This window comes from Micromonospora sp. NPDC050397, from assembly GCF_044901685.1.
Lineage (GTDB): Bacteria > Actinomycetota > Actinomycetes > Mycobacteriales > Micromonosporaceae > Micromonospora_G.
Map to the genome: position 1 here is coordinate 182,589 of NZ_JBJDPS010000001.1, position 22,661 is coordinate 205,249.

Here is a 22,661-nt window from a genome sequence, read left to right on the forward strand (position 1 = left end):
GCACCGTCCCGCCGCCGTTAACGCCCGAACATCCCATCCGAACCACACAGAGATCGAGGAATCCCGTGACCGTGACGGAACACGTCCGCCCCAGTGCGGAGCCGGAGACCGCCGCCCAGGTCCTCTCCGCCGAACAGCGGTACGCCGCCGAGCTGGCCTTCCTGGCCGCGTACGACGGCGGGGCCCGGCCACCGGGCTGGGCGCTGACCCCGCGTGCCGTGGTCACCTTCGTCCAGGGCAGCGACGGCGCGGCGCTGAAGCTGCCCGCCGACCGGCGCACCGCCCCGGACGGCACCGAACTGCCGGCCACCATGACCATCCCGGCGAAGTTCGTCGGCGAGCGGAGCCTGGTCGAGCGGTGTGTGGTCACCCTCGCCGGTGAGCGGGGGCTGCTGCTGGTCGGCGAGCCCGGTACCGCCAAGTCGATGCTCTCCGAGTTGCTCGCCGCCGCGGTCTGCGGCACCAGCGCGCTGACCGTGCAGGGCACCGCCGGCACCACCGAGGACGCCTTCCGGTACGGCTGGAACTACGCCCTGCTGCTCGCCCAGGGCCCGACCCCGCAGGCGCTGGTCGACTCGCCGGTGCTGACCGCGATGCGCTCCGGCCGGGTGGTCCGGATCGAGGAGGTCACCCGCTGCCTGCCCGAGGTCCAGGACGCGCTGGTGTCCATCCTGTCCGACCGGCGGATGAACGTGCCGGAGCTCTCCGGCACCGACGACGGCCTGATCCGCGCGATGCCCGGCTTCACCGTGATCGCCACCGCGAACCTGCGTGACCGGGGCGTGTCGGAGATGTCCTCGGCACTCAAGCGCCGGTTCAACTTCGAGACCATCCACCCGATCGCCGACGCGGAGACCGAGACCGACCTGGTCCGTCGGCAGGCCGTCGCCGCCGTGCAGCGCGCGGGCGCGGCGTACACGGTGGACGACGCGGTGCTCGACGCGCTGGTCACCGTGTTCCGGGACCTGCGTTCGGGCCGGTCGGGCGAGAACTGGGACGTGGAGCGGCCCGGCACGGTGATGTCGACCGCCGAGGCCGTCCAGGTGGCGGTGTCGCTCGGACTGGCCGCCGCGTACCTGCCCGACGGGGACGCGCTCGACCTGCTGCCGGGCCACCTGCTCGGAGTTGTCCGCAAGGACGACGAGGAGGACCACGCCCGGCTGCTCGGCTACTGGGACGGCCCGGTGCGCCGCCGCGCCGAGGACGGTTCGGCGATGTGGCGTCGGCTCTGGGACCTGCGGGCGAGCCTGCGGTGACGACCCTTTCCAACACGTCGACCGGTGGGGCTGCCCTGACCGCTGCCCCGCCGACGGTCGACCCGAGCCGGGCCGATCCGCGAACCGTGGTCGACACGCTCGCCGGTTCGGTCCGGCCGTACCTGATCGGGGTGCGGCACCACAGCCCGGCCCTCGCGGCGACGATTCCGGCTCTGCTGGAGGCCGCCGGGGCCGAGGTGGTCTGCGTCGAACTGCCGGCCGACTTCCAGCGCTGGCTGCCGTACCTGTCCGACCCTGCCGCCCGGGCCCCGCTGGCCCTGGTCGGCAGCCACGGCGCGGACGGGCCGATGGGTTTCTACCCGTTCGCCGACTTCTCACCTGAACTGGCCGCGATCCGCTGGGCCCGGCAACGCGGCGTCGAGGTGGTCTGCTGCGACCTCCCGCTGGCCGACCCCGGCTGGACCGCCGACGCCACCGACGCGATGACCGACATCGACGCGGTCACCGGGAGCGACGCGGTCACCGGCAGCGACGCGATGACCGACATCGACGGCGCGACCGGCGGCGGCGCGGGCACTGGCGACAACGTGGGCAACGACACCGGCCCGACTGCCGGGTCCGGATCGACCGCCGAAGGCGATCCCGACCCGAATGGTCGTGGATCGGTGTCCGGCCCGCGCCGGTCCGGCTACGCCGCCGCGCTCAGCGCCAGCAGCACCGGCCGGGACGGCGACGACCTGTGGGACCGGGTGGTCGAGGTGCGTGCCCCGGGCTGCTCGCCCGAGTCGGTCCGCCGAGCGGCCCTCGGCGTCGGCTGGGCGATGCGTACCGACAGTGCCAGCGGCGACGGCGTGCCAGCCCGGGACCTGGTACGCGAGCGGCACATGCGTCGGGTGTTGGCCGAGGCCGGCTCGACCGGTCGCCGGGTCGCCGCCGTCGTCGGCGCGTTCCACGCCCCGGCCCTGCTCACCGCCGCCGCGACCAACGCCAACGCCGATGCCGATGCCGATGCCGACGCCAACGTCGATGCCGACGCCAATGCCGATGCCGATGCCGACGTTAGTGCCGACGCCGGTGCCGGCCTGGCGCGGGACGCCAGCACGGTCGGCAGCGCCACCTCGCCCCGGACCGTCGCCGCCCCGTCCGCTCCGGTCCGGTCGGTGACGACCCAACCCCGACCCGCCGCCACCGACAGCGGCAACGACGGTACGGCGATCACCTCGTTGGTGCCGTACGCGTTCGACCTGCTCGACTCCCGTTCCGGCTACCCGGCCGGCATCCGCGACCCGCGCTGGCAGCAGTCCGTGTTCGCCGCTGCCGGCGATCCGGAACGGATCCGGGTTGCCGCCGCCCGGGCGGTCACCGACCTGTGCCGGGAACTCCGTTCGGCCGGTCACCCCGCCGGTACCGGCGAGGCTGCCGAGACCGTACGGCTGGCCGACGACCTGGCCCGGCTGCGGGACCTGCCGGCCCCCGGGCGCGGCGAGGTGATCGAGGCGGTGACCACCGTGCTCGGTCAGGGTGAACTGCTCGGCCGGGGTCGAGCGCTGGCCACCGCGCTGGAGACCGTCCTGGTCGGTGCCGAGCGGGGCCGAATCGCCCCCGGCACACCCCGGTCCGGGCTCGGGCCCGCGGTCGAGGCGGAACTCGCCGCTATGCGGCTGCCCAACCCGGACAGCCCGAAGTCCCGCGAGTTCCGGCTGGACCCACTGCGCACCGAGCTGGACGGGCGGCGGGAGATCCTGCTGCAACGCCTCCAGCTCTGCGGTGTCGGCTACGGAGAGTCGATCGCGGTCTCCGGCACCGGCGACGGTGCCGCCCTGACCACCCGCTGGCAACTGGCCTGGACGCCGTCCGTGGCCGCCCGGCTGGACCTGGTTGGCGTACGCGGGGTGACCGCGGCGCTGGCGGCGGCCGGTACGCTGCGCGAGCGGTTCCGCCGGGAGGCGGCCGACGGTGGCCCCACCGCCGGACAACTGCTCACCGGGCTACGCGACGCCGCCCGGTGTGACCTGCCCGAGCTGGTCACCGACCGGCTCGACCTGGCCGCCGGGGTGCTGCCGGACACCGGGACGTTGCCCGAGTTGCTGGCCGCACTGGACCTGTTGGAGGCGCTGTGCCGGGAACACCTGCCCGGCACCACCCCCGCCGGCCGGGCCCGGGCCGCCGAACTGGCCGTCGTACTGCTCGACGCGGCGGTGCGCGGGCTTCCCGGCCTGGCCGGCAGCGAAGCCATGACCGATGCCGCCGCGCTGGTCGACCTCGCGGTCCGGGCCGGCGGCGAGCGGATCGGTCTGCGACTGGACGAGGCTCTCGGTCACCTGGCCCGGACCGGTTCGTCGCTGATCCAGGGCGCCGCCCTCGCCGCCCGGGTGCTGCTCGACCTGACCGATCTGGAAACCCTCGGCACCCGGGTGGCCGGTTGGGTCGACGCGGCGACCGGGCCGGACACCCGGCGGCACCTGCGCGGGCTGCTCGGTGGTCTGCTCACCGCGGCGCACCCGCTGCTGCAGTCCGCCCCGGCCGCGCTGGACCCGCTGCTGGAGCGGATCGAGCGGCTCACCGACAACGAGTTCCTGGACCGGCTGCCGGCACTGCGTGGCGGGTTCGACGTGCTCACCCCGGCGGCCCGGGACCGGCTGCTGCACACCGTCTCCGATCGGCTGGCCGATCGGCTCGACCTGACCCTGCCCGCCGCGCCCGAACTGCTGGCCCGCTGGGCCGCCGCCGACGCGGCGGGCCGGGCCACCCTGGTCGCCCGCAACATCCCGATCCCGGGTACGCCGACCGGCTCCGCCGCCGCAGCCCGCGGCTCCGACGCCCCCGGCTCCACCGCCACCAACGCCCCCGGCTCCACCGCCACCAACGCCCCCGGCTCCACCGCCGCCAACGCCGGCACCGACACCGGGCGCGGGTCGGAGCCGGTGGACGTTCGGCTCACCCCCGCCGATCGGTGGCGGCTGCTGCTCGGCCGCCAGTCCGAGCGGTTGCCCCCCGACGCCCGCCGCTACGCACACGCCCTCGACGAGCTGTACGGGGCGGGCCAGGGCGAGGGCGTCACCGACCTCGGCCAGGCGGCCGGCGGTGGTCAGGAAGCCTCCTTCCCGACCGCCCGCGAGTGGGCCGACGAACTCGAAGCCCTCTTCGGCACCTCGGTACGTGAGGAGGTGATCGCCCGGGCAGCCGAGAACGGCCGTACCGACGTGCTCACCGAGCTCGACCCGAACGCGGTACGCCCCTCGATCGAGCTGCTGACCTCGGTGCTGTCACTGGCCGGTGGCCTGCCCGAGGCGCACCTGGCCAAACTGCGGCCACTGGTCCGGCGGCTGGTCGAGGAGCTGGCCAAGCAGTTGGCGACCCAGATGCGTCCGGCGTTGACCGGGTTGACCAACCCGCGTCCGTCCCGCCGTCCCGGCGGCCGGATCAACCTCGCCCGGACGTTGCGGGCGAACCTGGCGCACACCCAGCGGCTCGGCGACGGCCGGACGGTCGTGGTACCGGAACACCCGGTCTTCAACACCCGGACCCGGAAGGAGGCCGACTGGCGGCTGGTGCTGGTGGTCGACGTGTCCGGCTCGATGGAGGCGTCCGTGGTGTGGTCGGCGTTGACCGCCGCCGTACTGGCCGGGGTGCCCACCCTGTCCACCAACTTCCTCGCCTTCTCCACCGAGGTGGTCGACCTGACCGACCGGGTCGACGACCCGCTGTCGCTGCTGCTGGAGGTGCGCGTCGGCGGCGGTACGCACATCGCCGCCGGGCTGGCGGCCGCCCGCTCGCTGGTGACCGTGCCGAGCCGCACCATCGTCGCGGTGGTCAGCGACTTCGAGGAGGGCTACCCGCTGGCCGGACTGCTCGGCGAGGTGCGCACGCTCGCCAGTTCCGGCGTACACCTGCTCGGCTGCGCCGCGCTGAACGACCGGGGAGTGCCCTGCTACTCGGTACCGGTCGCCAAACAGCTTGTCGCGGCCGGGATGCCGGTCGCCGCTCTCAGCCCGCTCGAACTCGCCCGCTGGGTGGGCGACCGCGTACGCGGAGGATCACGTTGACGCATCGTACGTCCATCGCCGCAGGGACCGACCGGTTGCCGCCGGTGCTGCCGAGGGTCGCCGCCGCGGCGGTGGCGTCCCTGCCATCCCGGCTGCACAAGCGGCTGGACGCCACCGTCGAACGGCTGGCCGGCGTACCCGTCGACCGGGTCGACGGCGGCCTGTCGGTCGACTGTGGCGCCGAGGCCCTGGTCACTCTGACACCCGGACCGGCCGGTGCGGTCACCGAGCCGCACCAGGCGCGGTGCAGTTGCCTGCTGGCACCCCGCTGCCTGCACCGGACCGCAGTCCTGGTCGCCTCTCCGGTCGCCGACCCGGACGCCCACCCCGACCCGACGTCCAGCACCGCCGCATCGCCCACTTCGGGCGGCAGCGGCTCGGCCACCGGGCGAACCGGCGGGTCCGGGCGGGGAAAGCTGGCTGGTGCGGACGGGGCGTCCGCCGGCCGTACCGGCCGGGGCGCGGCGCCGTCGAAGGCGCAACGGGCCGCCGCCGGCGCGTTGTGGCGGGCCGCCAGCGCGGCGCTCGCGGCGGGTGCGCCGGCCGTCGGCGCGGTGCCCCAGGCCGAACTGCTGCGGGCCGCGCACAGTGCCCGGCTGGCCGGGCTACCGCGAGCCGAGAGCACCGCACTACAGGCGGTACGCGGCCTGCGCGCCCACCGGGAACGACAAGCCGGCCACCGGCTGGCCGAACTGGTCGAGGTGCTGCACGACCTGCTGTACGTGACCGGCCGGCTGGCCGACGGCGACCCCGATCCGGCACTGGTCGGCATCCTCCGGCGGCCCTACCAGCCGGACGGCACCCTGGAGGTGTACGGCGTCTGCCGGGAACCGGTGATCAGCGCGACCGGGTACGCCGGGGTGGTCACCCACCTGATCGCGGCCGACGGGCGCCAACTCTCCTTCGGTGACGTGAAACCGGGCGGCCCGGACCGGGCACGGGACTCCGCCCGCGCGGTCAGTGAAATGGGCGCGGTCGCGGTCAACCACGCGGTGCTGTCCCGTGGCGGCCTGCGGATCACCGGCACCACCGTCTCGCCCGACGGTCGGCTCGGAGCCGGCAAGGGGGTCCGGGCCACCCCGCTCGCCGGGACCGACTGGTCGGTCGGTCCGCTGGCGGAACTCTTCGCCCGCCCACTCGCCGAGGTGGTGACCGCCCAACTCTCCGCCGACGACCCGGAGGATCCGGCCCGCGCCGGCACCGCGCTGGTCGGCGGTGACCTGATGGTGATCGGTGCCGTCGGTGACCAGGTGCTAGCCCGCGAGCTGGCCCCGGGCACCGGGGCCGGTCCGGACCGCGTGCCGGTGCCGGACGGGCCGGTGATCCGGCTGGTGCCGGTCAACTCCCACCCGGTGCTCGCCCACGTGGCCAACCTACGACGGCTCGCCTCCTGGCCGGGGCTGCGGATCCGGGTGGTCGGCCGGCTGGACCCGGCCCGGCCCAGCACGTTGCAGCCACTCGCGGTCGGCCCGGTGCCCGGTGCCGTCGCCACGCTGCGGCTGCCGGCGGACTGGCACGGCCGGGCGGACCTCGGTTACGACCAGATCCAGGGCAACCACCTACCGCCGCGCGACCTGGCCGCGATGGTCGAACCGGTCCTCGCCGCCGGTGTCGACGCGATTGCGGAATCCCCGCTGTGGCGGGTCCGCCGGCTGGTGGAGCTGGCCGTCTCCGGTGGTCGGCGCGCGGTAGGCGAGGCGGCCCGCAGCGAGGGCGACGAACTGGCCGGTCCGCTGCGCCGGGCCGGCTTCACCACCGCCGCCACGGTGACCGCCGCGCTTGCCCAGGAGTCCGACCGGCGGGGCCGGGACGTGTTCGGCCGACTCGCCGATCCCGACCCGGACCGGTACGCGTGGGCTTGGCTCGCCGCGACCGCCCACCTCGCCGCCACCGAGCGGGAGCTGATCCGGTCCTCCTGGACCGCCCCGCCCGTCGGCTGACCAACTGCGGATCCGGGGTCGCTCCTGCCCCGGATGCCATCCGGTCGGGCCGGGTGGTCGCAGGTCGGATCCCGTGTGGTCGGGCCGTGTGATCGCGACCGGGACCAGGCCAGCCGCGCCCCGGCGCCCGCTCGAATTTTTGGGCGAGCACCGGGGCGCGTCGTTGGAGGGCGATCCAGGAGCCCGGAGCGGGGCGCTGCGATCGTGACTACCTCCGACGCCGCGACGGGGGACGGACCAGGGTCCGGATCTGCCGCCAACTCCGATATCCGCCATCCGGATCACCCGTGCGGGTCCGCGCGACGAGGCACTGGGCCGGTGCGGCGTACGACTTGTGATGATCTTGTTCCCCGGCCGGCGGCGCGGAGCGGCCGAAGGCCCGTCGGCGGGGCCGATCCGCCTCCAGGGCCACGGCACCCCGATCCGCTACCGCAACGTCTGGATCGGGCCGGCGTAACCCCCTTGCGAGCGCCGATCCCGAACACGGGATCGGCGCTCGTCGGCGTCGTGGCCGCCGCCGGATCAGTCCTTCAGGTTGACGATGACCGTGCCGGTGTCGGTGAGGCCGTCCTGGCTGAGCCGGTAGACAAAGCTGTCCGGCAGTCTGTGGGTGGCGGTGCGTTGGTAGACCACCTCGTACCGCGGGTCGTGGTTGGTCAGGATGCCGTACCGGGGTGGTACGACGATGGTCAGGGCGGTGCCTGGGCTCGCGACGTCGTTGTCCCGTACCTTGATCACCTTGGTCGTGGCCCGGTAGGCGTGCGCCACGTCGTCGTTGGCGATCGGTCCGGTGCCGAAGGTCCGGTCACCACGGTTGAGAAAAGTGACCGCGCCGCCGCCGGTGGCCCGTACGTCGGGGCGGCCGTCCGCGTTGACGTCGAGGACCTCGACCTCCCCGCTGTGGTCGTCGCCCTGCTGCAACCACACCTTGGTGCCGTCGTCGAAGATGACCACCACTGCCCTGTGCGGCGGGCTGGGGGCGGTGTGGAAGGAGACCACCACGTCCATCGCACCGTTGCCGTCGAAGTCCGCGACCTGGTGGTCGCCGACCTCGCCCTCATCCTGCTGGATCGGTCCAGGCACCAGTTGTCCGGACGCCGTGTTCAGGTAGGTGCCGAATCCGGCGCCCTGGTTGGTCCACCAGAAGACGTCGGTCCGGCGATCGCCGTTGAAGTCGGCCGTCCCGATCTCGTTGAGCTGGATGTCTATCGGCTGTAGCACCTCGGGCACGAAGTCGCGTAGGACGAGAATGGAACCGTCGGCGCCGGGTGAGCCGCCCTCGAACGAGCCGACGACCAGTTCGACGCTTCCGTTGCCGCCCAGGTCGGTCGCCACGCCCATGTCGGGGCAGTGTGAGACCGGCACCTGTGCGCCTGGTGGCAGGTACGGGTGCTCCTCGGGCGTACCGGTGCCACCCCACTGGACGCTGATGGCGCACCGGGTACCGTCGCTGGACGCGTCGGGATAGATGCGGTCGAGTCGCCGGTCACCGTTCAGGTCGGCCCAGATCGGATCACCGGACTCTCCGGCGTAGCTGGGTGGTACGGCGATCGTCAGCGATCCGAGCAACACTGCGGTGATGAGCGCGGCAAGCCGTTTTCTCCACATAGGGACTCCTGTCGGTGCGTGGTAGGACGTGGTTCGGGAACCGCCCGGAGCCTATGGTCACGCAGGAGAGTCAAGTGACTGCTGATAGTGATCTGACAGCTACTTTCGACCTTGGGACGAACCCGAGTCGGCCACCTGGGCGGCGACGGAGCGATGGCGATGACGTCGCGTGGAACGAACAGGCGCTCATCCCGACCGGCGAGGCGGCGTGATGCATGCGCAGGGGTTGGTCGCGCGATCGGTCGCGCCTTCATCGTCACCGGAACGGTCACACATTCCAGGGACCCGGTCGACCCGCAGGTCGAAGAGCTGCACGAGCTGACCTCCGGCCGGACGGGGTACGCGGTCCGCGCCTCCGGCCAGCCTCGGGCCGGGTCGACTCCACCCCCTCGCGCGTCCAGGATGATGAAGAATGTCGAGAGCGGGCCGGCGGTTCCGTTTCAGCGGTGGAGATGGCTGCCGTGGCCGTACGACATCTAGGAGACCGGGTATGACGATTCAGCGGATGGACAACGTACTCATCGTTGTCGAAGACCTTGACGCCGTTATCTCGTTCTTCGTCGAGCTTGGCATGGAGTTGGAGGGCAGGGGACCGGTCGAGGGGCGTTGGGTGGAGCGCGTCATCGGGCTCGACGACGTGCGGCAGGACGTCGCCATGCTCCGTACGCCGGACGGCCACAGCCGGATCGAGCTGGCGATGTTCCACACGCCGAAGGCGATCGGTGTTGTGCCGAAGGATGCGCAGGCGAACACACTGGGCATTCGTCGCGTCATGTTCGCTGTCGACGACATCGAGGACGTGGTTGCCCGGTTGCGCGCCCACGGCGCCGAACTCGTCGGTGAGGTGGCGCAGTACGAGGAGGTCTACCGGCTCTGCTACGTCCGCGGCCCGGAGGGCATCGTTGTCGGACTGGCCGAACAGCTCACCTGAAACGTGACGAACAGGTGTAGCCCGACGCCCGCTGGTACCTCGAGGACCACGCCGGATGGCGGGTAGTAGCCAGGCCACCGCCATACCGCGAGGCTGACGGCGGGCAGGCCAGTGCGCGTGCTCGACGGGCTTGCCGTCGGAATGGCGATCGGGGCCCAGCCGGCGTGGTGGGCGACCGGCCGCCCGGTTTACGGCATCAGGCGGCGTTGATGAGCTGCCCGACGCGTTCGGGCTCGTCCACCTGTACGTAGTGACGCGCGTCGGCTAGCAGGTGCAGGTCCGCGTTGGGGAACAGCTCCGCGAACCGCCGTGCCACCCGGGGGTTGAGATTCCGGTCCCGCGCGCCGAAGACCACTCGTACGGGCGGGGTGAACCGGCGCATGTCCGGCGTCCGGTGACGCCTGCGCGGCAGTGTGCCGAACAGATCCTCGTTGAGGCGCCAGAACGCGGGCTGGGTGGACGGGAAGTCTCCTGACAACCGCGGCACCAGTTCGCCGCGTACCGCAGGATCACTGATGAACGTGCCGACCTGCCAGCGGTAGATCCGGCTCTGCACCGAGGGGCGACGGCGGGCCAGGGCGCGGGCGACGGTCCTCAGTCCCGGCGTGGAGAAGAGCGCGATCGCCGCCGGCAGGCGCAGGGCGGGCTGCCACTGGTAGTACGTGTTGAGCAGCACCAGCGCCGCGACCCGGTCGGGATGGCGCAACGCCCAGTCGATGGCGGGCGGCCCGGAGGCGTCGTGTGCCACGAGGACCACCCGGTCCTGGCCCAGTCGGTCCGACACCGCGTCGAGTACCGAGGCGAGATCGAGTGTCTGGTTGTCGGCCGTGTACGGATAGCCGGCCGGCTTGTCGGAGCGGCCCCAGCCGAGGAAGTCGAACCGCACCACCGGCCGGAGCTCGTCCAGGTGAGGCAGCAGTCGGTCGTACAGGTGGAGATTGTCGGGAAAACCGTGCATCAACACGATGGGCACCCCGATGCCCGGCCTCACCTCGGCGTACAGCCGGTGCTCGCCGCGCATAACCGATAGCTGACTCACGGTCACCAGATGACCCTAGCAGCGACAACGCGCCGGATTGAGGCTAGTTGCGGTAGTTTGTCTGGCCACCGATCCGGTCACCATCGGATCGCGGGTCGACGTTGCCATCCGTCGATGTCAATGTTAGCGATAACCTCAGGGGTTCGCGGATGGAGCTGGTGGCGGTCGGGCGATGGCCGCGAGACGACCGTGCAGGATTGCTTGTGCCAGGCCGTGGTCCGCTGACGCGCGATGTGCCTGCGCGGCTACGACTTGACGAATGACATGTTATCGCTCACAGTCGATGGTCGAGGACAGCGATACCCGTGGCTTACCGGGCAGGCCCGCTCGTTGGACCTCTGATCGGGCGCGCGAGGGCACGCGACCGCCTTATTGACGCTGACAACTTCGACGCAGCGCACGGCCTCGCGTCGCGGCTCCGCCCAGCCCCGGGTAGACCGTTCGGCTCCTGGCCGTCGAAGGAGGATCATGTCTGCCCTGGCCAGCTCTCCGACAACCGCCCCGCCGTCGCGGCCACGTGGGTGGTTGCCACGAATCGTCGCCGCCGGCGCGACGGCGGTGGTGCTCGGTGCCGCCGCTGCGGTGGTGGCCACACCCGCCGCCGCAGCGGCGGTCGACACGAGCGCGTGGTATGTGTTGATCAACCGCAACAGTGGCAAGGCCCTGGACGTCTACAACCTGGCCACGAACGACGGCGCGCGGATCGTGCAATGGGCGCGCAACAACGGCAACCAGCAGCAGTGGCAGTTCGTGGACTCGGGTGGTGGTTACTACCGGTTGCGGTCGCGGCTGTCCGGCAAGGTGCTGGACGTCTACAACTGGTCGACCGCCAACGGCGCCAGCATCGTGCAGTGGGCCGACGGCAACGGGGCCAACCAGCAGTTCCGGTTGGCCGACTCCGACGGTGGCTACGTCCGGTTGGTCAACCGGCACAGCAACAAGGTGGTGGAGGTGCAGGGTGCCTCGACCGCCGACGGCGGCAACGTCGTGCAGTACGACGACTGGAACGGCGGCAACCAGCAGTGGCAACTGGTCCGCGTCGACGGCGCGGTCAACCCCACCACGACGCCGCCGGCCGGCACGTGCGATCTGCCGTCGACGTACCGCTGGACATCGACGGGTCCGTTGGCGACGCCGAGGTCGGGGTGGGTCTCACTGAAGGACTTCACCACCGCGCCCTACAACGGCCGGCATCTCGTCTACGCGACGACCCACGACACGGGTACGACCTGGGGCTCGATGAACTTCGGCCTCTTCACGAACTGGTCCGACATGGCGTCGGCGAGTCAGAACCCGATGTCCTCGTCCACCGTCGCGCCCACGCTTCTCTACTTCGCCCCGAGGAACATCTGGGTGCTCGCTTACCAGTGGGGCGGGACCGCCTTCTCCTACCGGACGTCGAGCGACCCCACCAACGCGAACGGGTGGTCGTCGCAGCAGGTCCTCTTCACCGGAAGCATCTCCGACTCCGGTACGGGACCCATCGACCAGACGCTTATCGGCGACAGTACGACCATGTACCTGTTCTTCGCCGGGGACAACGGGAGGATCTACCGGACCAGTATGCCCATCGGGAACTTCCCGGGTAACTTCGGCTCGTCGTCAACGGTGATCATGAGCGATACGACGAACAACCTCTTCGAAGGGGTTCAGGTCTACAAGCTCCAGGGCCAGAACCGGTACCTCATGCTCGTCGAGGCGATCGGCTCGCAGGGACGCTACTTCCGCTCGTTCACGGCCACCAGTCTCGGCGGTTCGTGGACGCCACAGGCCGCCACCGAGAGCGGTCCCTTCGCGGGCCGGGCCAACAGCGGTGCCACCTGGACCAACGACATCAGCCACGGCGAGCTGATCCGCAGCAGCGCCGATCAGACGATGACCGTCGACCCCTGTCGTCTCCAGTTGCTGTACCAGGGGCGTTCTCCCAGTTCCGGTGGCGACTACGGACTCCTGCCCTACCGGCCGGGTCTGCTGACACTGCAGCGCTAGAGATCCTGAGCCTCCGGTTCGCCGATGTCCGTGGCGTCGCGTCTTCGTGACGCCGTGACGTCGGTCGACGGGGCCCGTGGGCCGAGACCTAGCCTGTCCTGCGCAGGTAGGTCTCGGCCAACTGGCGAAGGCGTGTCCTGTCGAAGCTGTGCCCGTGGCCGGGATGGACGACGGAGACGTCGAGGTCGGCGAGGAACTCCATGCTCCGCCGGTAGGCGGCCACGTCGGAGTTCGGCAGGTTGTCGATCAGGGCACCGTCGTAGACGATGTCGCCGGAATACAGCGTGCCGGTCCGCTCCTCCAGCACGGCGATGCTTCCCGGTGTGTGGCCGGGGAGGTGCAGCACGGTCAGCATCCGCCCGCCCAGGTCGATTCGGTCGCCGTCGTCGAGCAAGCGGTTCAGGGTAATGGGTTCGACGCGGTAGGTGGCCGGGTCGTAGCCGGGGTCGGGCAGGACGTCGATCATGAGCTCCGGGACTGGTTCTCCCGCCGCGTCGATCCCCAGTCTGTCGTAGAGTTCCGGGCCGTACAGGCTTGCCGGCACACCTGCCACCAGGAGTTCCGCCTCGGCGGCATGGGCGGCCCGGTCACCGAATTCGGGTGCCCCACCGACGTGATCCAGGTGCGCGTGGGTGAGCAGGACCATCGGATCGCGCTCGAACATCTCCGGGATCGCCTCCCGGAGGGCGACAACACCGAGCCCGGCGTCGACCACGATGTCACGATCGTTGCCACGCAACCACCAGAAGTTCGCCGACAGCAGCTCGTTGACGTGCGGTTCCGAGATCCGGATGACGTCGCTGCCCACTTCGGCCCGCGTATACCAGTCGACCATGCGGGCAAGTCTGCCAGCGCGACGACGCCGTCCCGATCGTGCCGGCCCCGCCCTCCGTCAGTACCGCGGAAGATCGATGCCGGGGACGGGCTGCCTCGCGTCCCGTGGGGTATGCCACCGCCGCGACAGGGATCGCGTCACGCAAGATATGCGGATGGATGAGGTGCGGCCGGAGTCGGCGCGCGACGTAGCGGAGTTCGTCGGGTTGATGCGACAGCTCAAGGAGCGATCGGGGTACCCGTACCGGCAGTTGGAGGAGCGGGCGGGGGCGGCCGGTGACGTCCTGGCGCGCAGCACCATCGCGGATGTTCTGCGCCGGCAGAGTCTGCCGAGGCCCGAGGTGCTGGCCGCCTTCGTACGGGCGTGTGACGGGCCGGAAACCGTCGACGCCTGGCTGGCGGTGCGTGACCGCCTTGCCAGCGCCAGCGCCAGTCCCAGTCCCAGTCGCAACGCGAAAACGATCGCCGAGTCCGAAGCCGAGTCCGTGCCGGTGGCCTCGTCGATCGAGCAGGCACCGTCCGAGCCACAGCGGCAGCGGGAGGTGGAATCCGCCCCGGCGCGCCCGTGGTGGCCTCACTCGCGCCGGGTACGGACTCCGTTGGTGGCACTGTCCATCCTCGCGCCGATCGCCCTGACCGCCTGGGTTGTCGTGCCGGACGAGTGGAGGGCAACGTTGTCCCAGCACGAGCCAGCCGGTGGTAGCCCCGACTCCACGGTCACCGCAGGTTCTCTTCTGCTCGGCCGGTCGGGCAGTGTCGCCCGCATCCGTCCCGCCCGTACGCCAGACCTCTGTCTGACCGAGGGGCGCGAACGCACCGGACAGTACGACTCCGCGGTTGCCGTCCAGCGGCCCTGCGGCGAGGCGTCGCCACCCGAAACGGTCATCGAACCGGTCGCGGATGGGCTGCACCACATCAAGTGGGTTCATCCGCAGCAGGGCGTCGGGTGCCTGACGATTGTCGCCAGCGGCCCGGCGGCCGACATGCTGGAGCCCTGGAACGACTGCCGCGACGACCTGCCGACCCAACTGTTCCGGATCGAAGCGGTGGACGTACCGGTGCCGGGCGGCTTCAGACTGCGTCCCGCAACCGGAGGGCTCTGCGTCGGTATCCGGGGCAACGAGCTGACGCCGCAGGCCGAGGCGGTCCAGGAGCCCTGCACCGGCGACGCGGACCAGGAGTTCCTCGTCGACCTCGTGGGCTGAGCAGCCCCGGCCCGCCCGGCCAGTTCGCGGATCTCGACGACCCGCAACTCGTACGGCTCTACCGGCTCGGGCCGGAACTCCACCCCGACGAGATGGCGCGCCGGGACCTACCGTTCGATCTCCCGGGCACCCTCGCGGTCGAGTCCGATCCGCACCTGCGGCGGATGCTGGACCTGATGCGCGAACGTGGCTGGGCGAGTTGGACCCGGACCTGGCCGAAGCGGCTGGGGGAGCCGCCCGGGTGACCTCCGGGTGTCGAGGGGCGGCCGTGGGGGTCGAATTCGGTTGCCACGGCGAATTCCGAAGTGCCAGGCTGCCGCCCGTGCCGATGCATGACGACGAGCTCAGCGTCTCCGTCGAGACCGTACGCGCGCTGGTCGAGGCGCAGTTCCCCCGGTGGCGGGGTCTGCCCGTCGCCCGGGTCGCCTCGCAGGGAACGGTCAACGCCATCTTCCGGGTCGGCGACGGGCTCACGGCACGGTTCCCGCTCCAGCCACGGCCGGTCGAGGCGGCTCGCCAGTGGCTGGAAGGCGAGGCGGACGCGGCACGCGAACTGCTCGGCCGTACGCGATTCCCGACCCCCGAACCCGTCGCCATCGGCGAGCCCGGCGCCGGCTACCCGCTGCCCTGGTCGGTGCAGACCTGGATACCCGGCGTCGTGGCGAGCGATGCGGATCCGGGCGAGTCGGTCGGGTTCGCGCACGACCTCGCGGAGTTCATCAGCGCTGTACGGGCCATCGACACCCGGGGGCGGATCTTCGGTGGGCAGGGACGCGGGGGTGAGCTACCGGCCCACGACCCGTGGATGCGTACGTGCTTCGAGCGGAGCGAGGTGCTGCTGGACGTTCCACGACTGCGTCGGGCCTGGGCCGTGCTGCGGCAACTGCCCAGGAGTGGGTATCCGGACACGATGAACCACGGTGATCTCATCTGTGGAAACGTCCTCGTCGCCGGGTCGCGGCTGGCCGGGGTCCTCGACGTGGGCGGTCTGGGGGTCGCGGACCGGTCTCTCGACCTGACAGGTGCCTGGCACCTGCTGGAGCCGGGGCCACGTCAGGCGCTGCGTGATCGACTCGGCTGCGACGACATCGAGTGGGAACGCGGCCGGGCCTGGGCCTTCGTGCAGGCGATGGGCCTGGTCTGGTACTACGAGCGGAGCAATCCGGCGATGAGCTGGATGGGCCGCAGGACCCTGGCCCGCACCATGGCCGATCCGTCACCGGCCTGAGCGGGTCGGGTGCCCCGGCGCGGCTCCCCGACGTAGTGGTCAGGGTGTGGAGGCGTCGTTCCCGGTGGGATCGTCGTGCCACTTGCCGAGGGCGTCGAGGAGTTGATCGATCAGGCGCGGGGAGATGGCTTCCGCCAACAGCGCCGCGCGGTAGATGAGTGGTCCGACCAGTACGCGTTACGGCCCGAACGATTGGCCGAACGTGAACGACCTGCTCACCCCAGGTTGTCGCACCCGCGCGTTAGCATCGCCGCGATTGCCGACCGGTGGAGGATGCCATGGGCCAGGACGACGTCACGACGTTTGTCGACAGGGACCTGCGGGGCGCGCGGTTCAACAGGTCGACGCTGGCCGGCGCGGTGATGCGCGGCGTCGACGTGCGCGAGCTCGATATCGACGCGCCGTGGCTGGCCGACGGTGCTCTCCTGGTCAACGGCGTCGACGTCGCGCCGCTCGTCGAGGCAGAGCTCAACCGACGGTTCCCGGGGCGGGAGCTGAAGCAGGCCACGGATCCGGAGAGCCTCGGTGCGGCGTGGGCGGCGGTCGAGCGGGCCTGGGCGGCCGCCGTCGACCGGGTCGCGTCCATGCCCGAGGGCACGGTTGACGCGTCGGTCGACGGCGAGTGGTCGTTCGCGCAGACGCTGCGCCACCTCGCGTTCGCCACCGACGCGTGGCTGAACAAGGCGATCATGCGCGGGCCGCAGCCGTTCCATCCGCTCGGGCAGCCGCACGCCGAATACGAGACCGATGGCTACGACATGTCGGTATTCGTCGCCGAGCAGCCGACGTACCCGGAGGTGCTCGAATTCCGCGCCGAGCGGCAAGCGATGGTGCGCGACTTCCTCGCGGCGGTCACGCCGGAGCTGCTCGCCGAGCCTCGCCCCGCCGCATGGTCACCCGAACACCAGGTGCCGGTCCTGCACTGCCTTCACGTGATCTTCGACGAGGAATGGGAGCACCTCCGCTTCGCGCTGCGTGACCTCGACGCGCATGACCGGAACCCGGTCTCCACCTGAACCTGGGCCGGCGCCTGTGGTCAGGGGCGGAGCCAGCGGTCGAACCAGGCGCGGGTCCGGCGCAGGACGTCGAGTTGGTGGTTGCGTTCCCGGATCCGGTGACCCTCTCTCGGGTAGACCACGAACTCGTGCTCCGCGCCGCCGAAATGGCGTAGTGCCCGGTGGAGGTACACGGCCTGTCCGAGGGGGACGTTGGTGTCCTCGGCGCCGTGCAGGATGAGCACCGGAGTGCGGATGCGGCTGGCGAAGGAAATCGGGCTGACCGCGTCGTGGGGGTGCGGGCCGATGCCGGACCAGCCGGTGCTGCCACCCAGGGCGGCTTCGAACTGGCCGTTCTCCCCGGTCGCGGCGAGCATGCCCCAGTCGACGACGCCGGCGCCGACCAGCGCGGCGCGGAACCGTTCGGTCTGGCCGACCGCCCAGGCGGACATGAATCCGCCGTGGCTCCAGCCGGCGATGCCCAGCCGGTCGGGATCGGCGATGCCCTGGGCGACGAGCAGGTCGATGCCGGTCAGGATGTCGGTCCACTCCTCCTGCCCGACCCGGCCGGCGACGCTGGCGGCGAACTGGTGGCCGTGGCCCTGGCCGCCGCGCGGGTTGGGCAGGAACACCGCGTAGCCGGCGGCGGCCAGCCACTGCGCGCTGGGGAACGGGAACAACTGCAAACGGTCGGCGTAGCGATCGTAGGGGCCACCATGCACGATCGTGACCAGCGGGAACGGGCCGTCCGACGGGGCTTGTCCGACCGGTAGCACGAGCAGGCCGTCCAGGTCGAGCCCGTCGGCGGCGCGGTAGGCCAACGGCTGCTGGGTGCCGAGACGGACGGCGTCCAACTCCGGGCGGGTGTGGGTGATCTTTCGCAGCGGCCCGGTCGGCGGCCCGAGGTGGACGTTCGTGGATTGGTAGCGGCCCCCGGTCAGCGCCGCGAGCGTGTTTCCGGCAGGAGTGGTGGTGACACCGTCAAGGCGTCCCGGGTGCCGCGACAGGGTCGTGAGTCCGGCGGGGTCCAGCCGGGCCAGGGTCGTGTCCAGGCCGTCGGCGAGCACGACCAGCGGGGCGGCGTCGGTCTGGCACAGCTCGGTGGGGCACATGGGGAGACCGGCGGTGCGGTTGCGCAGGACGCGGCCGGTCAGGGCCAGGTCGAACACGGAGTCGCCGGCCTGGAGTACCGGCGGGGTGAGTGCGATGTGACCGAGGTGCCACCCGTCCTCGGCGGGCCACCAGGCCAGGCAGCGTGCCTCGGCCCCGACCGGTCCGAGGTCTTCCGCAGTTCCGGTGGTGGGGTCGAACAGGTGCAGTTGGCCGGTGCGGGGGCCGTGGTCGTTGTCGGCGCTGGCCCGGGTGAGTACGGCGAGCGGGCCGCCGTCGGGCCGTTGCCGCAGTTCCACGACGTGCCGGCCGCCGAACACGTCCGGCGTGGTGATCCGCCCGGTGCGCAGGTCGAGCAGGCGTAACCGGGCGTGTGGTTCGCGCTCGCCGACGACGACCGCGTCGTCGCGGTCCCGGGCGCGGCGTACGTCCTGGTCGGTCGGTTCGTCCTCGGCGAGCAGGACGAGCAGGTCGGGGTCGGCGAGTGGCCGGTGGTCGGTTATCCCGGCACCCCAACCGGTCAACGCGGCCACCGTGCGATCGGCGAGGGCGAACCGGTACAACTGTGGGATACCGCGTACGGCGCGGTCGGACAGGAAGAACAGCGTGGCCGAGTCCGCGGACCAGCGTGGCAGTGACTCCGTCGCGGTGTCGGCGGTGGCCCGGTACGAGCTACCCGCGCCCGCGCCCGCGCTTCCGCCATCGACACCGAGGCCGACGTCGACGAGCCAGACTTCGGTGTCGAGATGGTCACCGACCCGGCTCGCGGGTACGAGTACGTGGCAGAGCAGTTGCCCGTTCGGAGCGAGAGCCGGGGTTTGCGGGGCACGGCCGTCAACCACGAACTCGGCGGTCAGAGCTGTCATGCGATGAGTCTGCCAACAGCGCCGGACGGCGCCGAAGAGGGCGCCGAAGAGGGCGCCGAAGAGGGCGGCGAAGGGGGGCGGTGAAGGGGGCGGCGGAGCCGTACCTCGTGGGGGATGACGTCTGCCGGGGACCCGGCACCAGAACGGACCCGGGCGTGAGCCCGGGTCCGAGGTCTGGCGTCTGTCCGCCGAGCGGGACGCTGACCGTCTCGCCCGGGCAGTGGTGGCAGGGTCAGGACTCGCGGTTGAAGAGCCGTTTCGACCAGAGGTATCCGCCCAGCGCGATGACGGCGCACCAGGCGAGCGCGATCCACCCGTTGTTCCCGATCGGCTCGTCCATCATCAGGCCGCGCAGGGTCTCGATGATCGGCGTGAACGGCTGGTAGTCGGCGAACCAGCGCAGACCCGCCGGCATCGAGTCGGTGGGGACGAACCCGCTGCCGAGGAAGGGCAGCAGGACCAGTGGCATGGGCAGGTTGCTCGCGGTCTCGACGCTCTTGCTCACCTGGCCGAGCGCGACCGCCAGCCAGACCAGCGCGAACGTCACCACCAGCAGGAACCCGGCGGTGGCGAGCCACCCGACGAGCCCGGCGGTGGGCCGGAAACCAACCAGCAGCGCCACGCCGATCACGATCGCCAGGCTGAACACCGCTTGGATCATGCTGCCCAGGACGTGTCCGGTCAGCACCGAGACGCGGGCGATGTGCATCGTACGGAAGCGGGTGATGATGCCCTCGGTCATGTCCATGGCGATCGAGATCGCGGTCCCCTGGACCGTGGACGTCACGGTCATCAGGATGATCGCGGGGGCCACGTAGTTGGCGTACGCGGCACGCCCGCCGGCCACGCCACCGTGCACCGTACCGGCTAGTCCGGCGCCGAGCGTGCCGCCCAGCACGTAGACGAAGAGCAGCAGGAAGACGACCGGCATCCCGACCAGCATCACGGTCATCGACGGGTACCGCAGCATGCGCTTGAGGTTGCGACGCAGCATCGTCGCCGAGTCGCGTAACGGATGGAAACGCAGGCTTGCCGGGGCCGGTCCGGCGAGGGCGGGGGTGCTCATCGAGCGGTCACCTTCTCGTTCGTGGGGGTGGGGTTGCCGGTGAGGGCGAGGAAGACGTCGTCGAGATCGGGGGTGTGCACGGACAGTTCGTCGACCTCGATCGCCCGGTCGTCGAGTCGGCCGATCAGGGCCTTCAGCGAGCGCAGGCTGCCGTCGCTGGGCACCCGCAGGGCGAGGGCGTCGTTGTCGCGCGCGGCCTCGCCCAGCACGCCCAGGGCCGCGTCGAGGCCGCGCGGGTCGGCGAACCGCAGGCGTACGTGTCCACCGGGGATGCGGCGCTTCAGTTCCTCCGCGGTTCCCTCGGCGACGATCCGGCCGTGGTCGAGGACCGCGATCCGGTCCGCCAGCTCGTCGGCCTCCTCCAGGTACTGCGTGGTCAGGAAGATGGTGACGCCGCCGGCCACCAGGTCCCGGACGATCTGCCACATGTCCCGGCGGCTGCGCGGGTCGAGTCCGGTGGTCGGCTCGTCGAGGAAGATCACCTGAGGGCTGCCGACCAGTGTCATCGCCAGGTCGAGCCGGCGCAGCATGCCCCCGGAGTAGGTCATCGCCGGCTTCCTGGCCGCCTCGGTGAGGCCGAACTGTTCGAGCAACTCGGCGGCGCGCCGCCGGCCCTCACCCCGGGCGAGGTGGTGCAGGTCGGCCATCAGCCGCAGGTTCTCCTCGCCGGTGAGCAGCTTGTCCACGGCGGAGAACTGACCGGTGACGCCGATCGCGGCGCGTACGGCGTCCGGCTCGCGAGCCAGGTCGTGCCCGGCGACCCGGACCTCACCGCCGTCGGCGCCGAGCAGGGTGGACAGGATCTTGACGGTGGTGGTCTTCCCGGCACCGTTCGCGCCGAGCAGCGAGAAGACCGTTCCCCGGGGTACGTCCAGATCGAGACCGTCCAGCACGACATGGTCGCCGAACGACTTCCGTAGCCCGGTGGCGACGATCGCCGGCCGGGATTCTGTGCGGGTCATGATGTCCTTCCAGGACGGAGGTGGGTCAGGAGCGGCGGATGGTGATGTCGCCGTACGAGGTGCGTCCGCGTACCTCGACGGTCTGGTCGGCCTCTTCCGGCCGGGTGGCGTCCTCCAACTGGTTGTGTACGTGTCCGAACGCGGTGTTGACGTCGACCCAGGCGGCGGTGCCGTTGGCGACGCCGATGTCGAGGTCTCCCATGGCGGTGCCGAGCAGGGCCGAGCCGCGGACCACCTCGCCGATGCGGACGCTGCCGTTGGAGGTCTTCGCGTCGACACCGGCCCCGGCCCGTTCGACCTGGATGTCGCCGTTGGCGGCGCGGACCCGCAGGTCGCCGCTGATCGCGTCGATCGTGGTGATGCCGTTGGAGTTCTTGATGACCGCGGTGCCGTCGATCTCGCCGATCCGGATCGTCCCGGAGCCGGTCGAGATGTCGGCGGTGCCGGTGATGCTCTCGGCGGTGACGTGACCGGCCCCGGTGCTCAGGCGCAGCGGGCCGGTACGGTCGAGCGAGACGTTGCCGGCGGAGGTCTTGACCCGGCAGTCCGCCAGTTGTCCGGCGCAGCGTACGTCGCCGAGCTGCAACTCGGCCGACACCTCGGAATTGGTGGGCAGTTCGATGGTGACGTCGACCGACCTGGTCTTGCGGGAGAAGTCGAAGGCACGCGACTTCGGCCCGGTGACGCGCAGCGTGCCGTTGGTCAGGTCGACCCGGACCTGCCCGGCGGCCTTCACGTCGGACTCGTCGGACTCGTCGCTCGGGCGGACCCGCACGACGGTGTCGGTCCGGTCGCTGGCGACGACCCGCACCTCGCCGACGCCGAGGTCGAGCGTGACGGTGATCGGTTCAGGCGTTTCGTAACTGGGCATGGTTGTCCCCGATCCATCGGTGAGTGAGTCGTTCCCGCAGGTGGGGAACGTGAGTGAGAGAGAAGGCGTGCGGTGCGGCCGGGGGCTAACGCACCCAGCCGGTGAAGCGCTGCTGGCTGCGTTTCCCGCCGCTCGGTGCCTGCGGATGCGGGTCGCGGTCGCCGCCGCGCAGGGCGGAGGTGGCCGCCCGGACCAGCCAGGCGTTGACCGAGCGACCCTCCTTGGCCGCGGCTTCCTCGATCGCGGCCTTGAGCTGTTCGGGTAGCCGTACGTTGATCCGGGCGGCCGGGCCGTCCTCGCTGATCAGCAGCTCGCTGTCCGGGGCGCCGTCGGCCGTGGTGGCGGGCCCGGCGGTGGGGCTGACCGGCTCGGCGGGCGGCGGGGTCACGACGAAGTTCGGGTCGCGGCCACGCAGGCGCAGCTCCACCGAGCCGGGGGCCAGGTCGCGGGTGATCTCGTCGGCGGCGGCCGACAGCGCGTCCAGCAGCGTCATCCGGATCGCCGACTCGAGCGGGCCGGTCAGGCGCTCGACCAGCGCGCGTGCCTCCTCGCCGCCGGCTTCGGCAACCGTGGCGAATTCACGGCCGAGGTTGTTCACGTACTCCGTCAGTTCCATGGTGCCAATATGGCACACGGATGGCACGCGGGCAAGCCATCTTGGCTCAAGTTGGTGCCAAGTTGGCGCCGCCTTGGTGCCAGCCCTGTTCATCTGGCCGGAACGCGGTCGTCAGTTTGACCGCGAGACGTTCGCGCG

Annotated in this window: 17 protein-coding genes; 9 read left to right on the forward strand and 8 right to left on the reverse strand. The window is 71.4% G+C overall.

Annotated elements, in window-relative coordinates; translation table 11 throughout:
- The first annotated feature begins 65 nt into the window (after positions 1 to 65).
- From ACI2K4_RS00730 to ACI2K4_RS00740, 3 genes are read left to right on the forward strand one after another with little or no spacing between them, the layout of a single operon-like run.
- Entirely contained in the window at positions 66 to 1,256 is a 1,191-nt protein-coding gene (locus ACI2K4_RS00730) for an AAA family ATPase (RefSeq protein ID WP_404507695.1), read from the forward strand.
- The gene (locus ACI2K4_RS00735; RefSeq protein WP_404507697.1) at positions 1,253 to 5,263 is read left to right on the forward strand and encodes a DUF5682 family protein; all 4,011 of its coding nucleotides are present in this window, start codon (positions 1,253 to 1,255) and stop codon (positions 5,261 to 5,263) included. Before ACI2K4_RS00730 ends, ACI2K4_RS00735 begins: the two co-directional genes overlap by 4 nt.
- Positions 5,260 to 7,203: a hypothetical protein gene (locus ACI2K4_RS00740; RefSeq protein WP_404507699.1), complete on the forward strand. Its 1,944-nt coding sequence runs from the start codon at positions 5,260 to 5,262 to the stop codon at positions 7,201 to 7,203. The genes ACI2K4_RS00735 and ACI2K4_RS00740 overlap by 4 nt, the downstream gene beginning before the upstream one ends.
- Before the next feature lie 522 nt (positions 7,204 to 7,725).
- On the opposite strand, the gene ACI2K4_RS00745 is transcribed toward ACI2K4_RS00740, so the two are convergent.
- Positions 7,726 to 8,811 (reverse strand): FG-GAP repeat domain-containing protein, encoded by a 1,086-nt coding sequence (locus tag ACI2K4_RS00745; protein ID WP_404507700.1) that lies wholly within the window; start codon positions 8,809 to 8,811, stop codon positions 7,726 to 7,728.
- A 490-nt stretch (positions 8,812 to 9,301) separates the two neighbouring features.
- Between ACI2K4_RS00745 and ACI2K4_RS00750 the strand changes: the two genes are divergently transcribed.
- Positions 9,302 to 9,742, forward strand: a complete 441-nt coding sequence (locus ACI2K4_RS00750) for a VOC family protein (RefSeq protein WP_404507702.1) — start codon at positions 9,302 to 9,304, stop codon at positions 9,740 to 9,742.
- A 196-nt stretch (positions 9,743 to 9,938) separates the two neighbouring features.
- Here the strand turns inward: ACI2K4_RS00750 and ACI2K4_RS00755 are convergent, their stop codons facing one another.
- Positions 9,939 to 10,787 (reverse strand): alpha/beta fold hydrolase, encoded by an 849-nt coding sequence (locus ACI2K4_RS00755; RefSeq protein ID WP_404507703.1) that lies wholly within the window; start codon positions 10,785 to 10,787, stop codon positions 9,939 to 9,941.
- Positions 10,788 to 11,249: 462 nt separating this feature from the next.
- Here ACI2K4_RS00755 and ACI2K4_RS00760 point away from each other — a divergent pair, with 462 nt between their 5' ends.
- Positions 11,250 to 12,770 carry a non-reducing end alpha-L-arabinofuranosidase family hydrolase gene (locus tag ACI2K4_RS00760; RefSeq protein ID WP_404507704.1) on the forward strand — a complete coding sequence of 507 codons (1,521 nt, stop codon included), beginning with the start codon at positions 11,250 to 11,252 and terminating at the stop codon, positions 12,768 to 12,770.
- 88 nt (positions 12,771 to 12,858) lie between these two features.
- Here ACI2K4_RS00760 and ACI2K4_RS00765 read toward each other — a convergent pair whose 3' ends face one another.
- Complete coding sequence (locus ACI2K4_RS00765; protein ID WP_404507706.1) at positions 12,859 to 13,605, reverse strand: MBL fold metallo-hydrolase; 747 nt, start codon at positions 13,603 to 13,605, stop codon at positions 12,859 to 12,861.
- A gap of 154 nt (positions 13,606 to 13,759) precedes the next feature.
- Between ACI2K4_RS00765 and ACI2K4_RS00770 the strand changes: the two genes are divergently transcribed.
- The 4 genes from ACI2K4_RS00770 to ACI2K4_RS00785 all read left to right on the forward strand — a co-directional run bounded on the left by ACI2K4_RS00770 (position 13,760) and on the right by ACI2K4_RS00785 (position 17,053).
- Positions 13,760 to 14,809: a helix-turn-helix domain-containing protein gene (locus tag ACI2K4_RS00770; protein ID WP_404507707.1), complete on the forward strand. Its 1,050-nt coding sequence runs from the start codon at positions 13,760 to 13,762 to the stop codon at positions 14,807 to 14,809.
- Positions 14,810 to 14,901: 92 nt separating this feature from the next.
- On the forward strand, positions 14,902 to 15,054 hold the full coding sequence (locus ACI2K4_RS00775; protein ID WP_404507708.1) for a hypothetical protein: 153 nt from the start codon (positions 14,902 to 14,904) through the stop codon (positions 15,052 to 15,054).
- 83 nt (positions 15,055 to 15,137) lie between these two features.
- Positions 15,138 to 16,037: an aminoglycoside phosphotransferase family protein gene (locus tag ACI2K4_RS00780; RefSeq protein ID WP_404509140.1), complete on the forward strand. Its 900-nt coding sequence runs from the start codon at positions 15,138 to 15,140 to the stop codon at positions 16,035 to 16,037.
- Positions 16,038 to 16,315: 278 nt separating this feature from the next.
- Positions 16,316 to 17,053 carry a DinB family protein gene (locus ACI2K4_RS00785; RefSeq protein WP_404507709.1) on the forward strand — a complete coding sequence of 246 codons (738 nt, stop codon included), beginning with the start codon at positions 16,316 to 16,318 and terminating at the stop codon, positions 17,051 to 17,053.
- Positions 17,054 to 17,073: 20 nt separating this feature from the next.
- Here ACI2K4_RS00785 and ACI2K4_RS00790 read toward each other — a convergent pair whose 3' ends face one another.
- The 5 genes from ACI2K4_RS00790 to ACI2K4_RS00810 all read right to left on the reverse strand — a co-directional run bounded on the left by ACI2K4_RS00790 (position 17,074) and on the right by ACI2K4_RS00810 (position 22,523).
- Positions 17,074 to 19,008, reverse strand: a complete 1,935-nt coding sequence (locus ACI2K4_RS00790; RefSeq protein ID WP_404507710.1) for a prolyl oligopeptidase family serine peptidase — start codon at positions 19,006 to 19,008, stop codon at positions 17,074 to 17,076.
- A 232-nt stretch (positions 19,009 to 19,240) separates the two neighbouring features.
- Complete coding sequence (locus tag ACI2K4_RS00795) at positions 19,241 to 20,074, reverse strand: ABC transporter permease (RefSeq protein ID WP_404507712.1); 834 nt, start codon at positions 20,072 to 20,074, stop codon at positions 19,241 to 19,243.
- The gene (locus ACI2K4_RS00800) at positions 20,071 to 21,036 is read right to left on the reverse strand and encodes an ATP-binding cassette domain-containing protein (RefSeq protein WP_404507714.1); all 966 of its coding nucleotides are present in this window, start codon (positions 21,034 to 21,036) and stop codon (positions 20,071 to 20,073) included. Before ACI2K4_RS00800 ends, ACI2K4_RS00795 begins: the two co-directional genes overlap by 4 nt.
- Positions 21,037 to 21,061: 25 nt before the next feature.
- A complete protein-coding gene (locus tag ACI2K4_RS00805) occupies positions 21,062 to 21,907 on the reverse strand; it encodes a DUF4097 family beta strand repeat-containing protein (protein WP_404507716.1) in 846 nt (281 codons plus the stop codon).
- An 85-nt stretch (positions 21,908 to 21,992) separates the two neighbouring features.
- Positions 21,993 to 22,523 carry a YlcI/YnfO family protein gene (locus ACI2K4_RS00810; protein WP_404507717.1) on the reverse strand — a complete coding sequence of 177 codons (531 nt, stop codon included), beginning with the start codon at positions 22,521 to 22,523 and terminating at the stop codon, positions 21,993 to 21,995.
- Positions 22,524 to 22,661: the final 138 nt, after the last annotated feature.

Bases quoted from the DNA above. Each gene is read 5' to 3' on its own strand.
- ACI2K4_RS00765 (WP_404507706.1), bottom strand. From the start codon at position 13,605: ATGGTCGACTGGTATACGCGGGCCGAAGTGGGCAGCGACGTCATCCGG.
- ACI2K4_RS00775 (WP_404507708.1), top strand. From the start codon at position 14,902: ATGGCGCGCCGGGACCTACCGTTCGATCTCCCGGGCACCCTCGCGGTC.
- ACI2K4_RS00770 (WP_404507707.1), top strand. From the start codon at position 13,760: ATGGATGAGGTGCGGCCGGAGTCGGCGCGCGACGTAGCGGAGTTCGTC.
- ACI2K4_RS00810 (WP_404507717.1), bottom strand. From the start codon at position 22,523: ATGGAACTGACGGAGTACGTGAACAACCTCGGCCGTGAATTCGCCACG.
- ACI2K4_RS00785 (WP_404507709.1), top strand. From the start codon at position 16,316: ATGGGCCAGGACGACGTCACGACGTTTGTCGACAGGGACCTGCGGGGC.
- ACI2K4_RS00805 (WP_404507716.1), bottom strand. From the start codon at position 21,907: ATGCCCAGTTACGAAACGCCTGAACCGATCACCGTCACGCTCGACCTC.
- ACI2K4_RS00800 (WP_404507714.1), bottom strand. From the start codon at position 21,036: ATGACCCGCACAGAATCCCGGCCGGCGATCGTCGCCACCGGGCTACGG.
- ACI2K4_RS00750 (WP_404507702.1), top strand. From the start codon at position 9,302: ATGACGATTCAGCGGATGGACAACGTACTCATCGTTGTCGAAGACCTT.
- ACI2K4_RS00780 (WP_404509140.1), top strand. From the start codon at position 15,138: ATGCATGACGACGAGCTCAGCGTCTCCGTCGAGACCGTACGCGCGCTG.
- ACI2K4_RS00790 (WP_404507710.1), bottom strand. From the start codon at position 19,008: ATGACAGCTCTGACCGCCGAGTTCGTGGTTGACGGCCGTGCCCCGCAA.
- ACI2K4_RS00760 (WP_404507704.1), top strand. From the start codon at position 11,250: ATGTCTGCCCTGGCCAGCTCTCCGACAACCGCCCCGCCGTCGCGGCCA.
- ACI2K4_RS00795 (WP_404507712.1), bottom strand. From the start codon at position 20,074: ATGAGCACCCCCGCCCTCGCCGGACCGGCCCCGGCAAGCCTGCGTTTC.
- ACI2K4_RS00745 (WP_404507700.1), bottom strand. From the start codon at position 8,811: ATGTGGAGAAAACGGCTTGCCGCGCTCATCACCGCAGTGTTGCTCGGA.